1 protein-coding gene and 1 pseudogene are annotated in these 2,628 nt (G+C 47.6%); one reads left to right on the top strand and one right to left on the bottom strand.

The genetic code is table 11. From position 1 onward, the window contains the following. On the bottom strand, nt 1-949 hold a 949-nt coding region (locus Q0294_RS05015), incomplete at its 3' end, for a phospholipase D-like domain-containing protein (RefSeq protein ID WP_299461550.1). A gap of 232 nt (nt 950-1,181) precedes the next feature. On the opposite strand from Q0294_RS05015, the pseudogene Q0294_RS05010 reads away from it, so the two are divergent. Further along, nucleotides 1,182-2,628, top strand: a pseudogene (locus Q0294_RS05010) (alpha-2-macroglobulin); the annotation flags it as partial.

Genomic DNA, 2,628 nt, shown 5'->3' with positions numbered 1-2,628 from the left:
ACATCAGCGTCAAAAAGACATCGGTATTTTTTTCAGGCCCTGATGAAAGAGTCTGGGCTGTAACAGTACCGGTTGGTTCGGGACGACCATAGTAATGAGGATGAGTCAACGCTTCCCCGGTTGCAAAGAACCAGTCTTCAGCAAAAACCTGCTGTAGCTGTAGCGTCTCGGGGCCTTCAATTTTTAAGTGGGTATCTCGCCAGAAACCAAGTCCCATGTCCTGTCCCAGATATTCGTCGCCGATATTCATGCCGCCGGTGAAGGCGATCTTCCCGTCAACGATGACAATTTTACGGTGATTTCGTAAATTAATAGACCACCTTTCTCGAATGGATGCACCGGGAAGAAATGGGGCCACCTGAATTCCTGCTTCCAGCATCGGTTTGAAAAAGCGATTTCTTAAATTCAACGACCCCAGACCGTCATACAGAAAACGCACTTCGACGCCTGCTTTGGCTTTCTCGATGAGTAAATCTCTCATCAATGTTCCGGAACGGTCCGGTTGCCAGATATAGTATTCGAGATGCAGAGAATGTTCGGCGTTCATGATGGCCTGTTTAATCAGTCCCAGCGTACGATTCGTGTCTGTCAGGAGTTCGATATGATTTCCAAACGTCGGCACGGTATGCGTGATGTTTTGGGCTAATCGCATCAGGTTCTGGTTGAGCGGCAGGTAGTCTTCCCGGGAAAGCAATTGATTTTGCACCACTTGCGGCAGCTTGGGGGCGAGAGACTTGTTGGCTCTTTCTTTGGAAAGCGAACGTCTTTGTACACGGTTAATACCGAAGAACAGATAGATAATTCCCCCCAGACCGGGTAACAGGAGGATGGTTAAAATCCAGGAAACCGTTGAAACCGGATGCCGTTTCTTTTGTAAAAGGATATTGGGGATTAAAGCCAGGGTGATCAGGTAACCACAGAGCGTTAAAGCTGCTGTCAGCCAATCCATAAATGTGTCTCTTCGAATATCTGGGGGGAGATTGAATTTTTGTGAGTTGTTTAAGAATTGAAATTATGCAGGAATCTGCGGATTTCTCCTACCTCGATCTGGGGAGATCGTGAAAAATCCGGGAATTCCGGGAACAGAACTCAAATTCGATTCGTCAAACAGGCGTAAATCAGTATGATTCCCGTCTGATACTCTAAACGCTGGTCCCTTCTTTTTTCATACAGGTTCTATGATGTTGCAATTCAGAATGAAGAAAAGTGCTCAATGGTCGTTGATTCTGGTTTTCTTCACTTTTTTGGGCCTGTATCTCTCTGCTGAGGAAAAAAGCGTCTCTGATGAACGCACGCTGGCACAAAAGTATCAGAAAGAGGGCAATTATCGTGATGCCTGGCAACTTTATCAGAAGCTGGCGAATCAGCAAAACAATTCTGATCAGGGAGTGGTGCATGACCTGCGCGAGGGGATTCAGTGCCTGCAGCAATTGAATCGGGTCACGGAGATCGATGAGTTTCGCGAATCCGTTTTGAAGAATCATGCCGCAAAACCACGCGTCTTATGGAAGGCTGCGGAGACTTTGATTCAGGGGCCACACTATGGTTATGTGATTGATGAAAAGTTCTATCGGGGACATCACAGAGGAGTGGGCCGCTATGTCAATACTCAGGAACTGGATCGTCTGAGTGCACTGCGGCTGATGAGTCAGGCAGTCGGATTGGTTATGTTAAAAAGCGATGATAACTCCGATCTGGCTTCCGACATAAATTACGATTTCGCAGCGTATTTCATGTATGGCCGCGAAGGCGGAAACGCCTGGAAACTACAGGTATTGACCGATTTGCAGGAGGTGCCCGATTATGGAAGTCTCAGCGGAGAGTCAGGTGGCGGATTCGGCGGCGGATTTAGTAGAAGGAATTATGGAGCGAGCGTTGCTGGTCCTGAAGGGGCGCCCGTTGATGCAGCGGGAGTCCCCATTTATTACCGTGTTCCGCAATCTTATGAAACCGCCGTCAATGATGGCGAGCGCTGGCGGTGGCTGCTGGATCAGGCTGTGAAACAAAAGCCGGACCGTCAACAGGCAGTGCTGCTTCAGATTGCCGACTTTAACCGAAGTCAATTCGGCGTACAGACGCTGCGGAATTATATGCCATTTTTTTCAAGTCGGAGAGTAGTTCAAGGGGATCAGGAAGAGGAGCAGGTCAATCCGTATTCGCTGGAAAGTCTCAAAGAAACAGAGACACTGGCCCGTCTGGCGACCGGTATTCAACGGTTCAATCTGCCGGACGATGTGAATTATATTCGTCTCTATCAGAAGATTGTCGCGCTGGAAAAGAGTTCTACCGCAGAAAACGCATTGGCGCAACTCACCAGTGTGTTTGAGAATCGACGACAGTATCCAGAAGCCGCGAAGTATTTACAGCAGAGCATTCAAGTATATGGTGACCCGCATCAACACAAAAAACAGCAGTTGGATCAGATTATAGGGAACTGGGGGGAGTTTGAGCCCAATCATACTCAGGTCGCCGGTCAGGGTGCGAAAGTGGATTATCGCTTTCGAAACGGCAAACAGGTTGAGTTCGAAGCATACGAAGTCCATGCAGAAAAACTTCTGGATGATGTCAAAACCTATTTAAAATCACATCCTGAGAAAAATATTTGCATATATGGTTTATTTGAGAATT

This window comes from uncultured Gimesia sp., from assembly GCF_937919775.1.
Classification (GTDB): Bacteria; Planctomycetota; Planctomycetia; order Planctomycetales; family Planctomycetaceae; genus Gimesia.
This window is presented reverse-complemented; position numbering and strand designations above follow the sequence as displayed.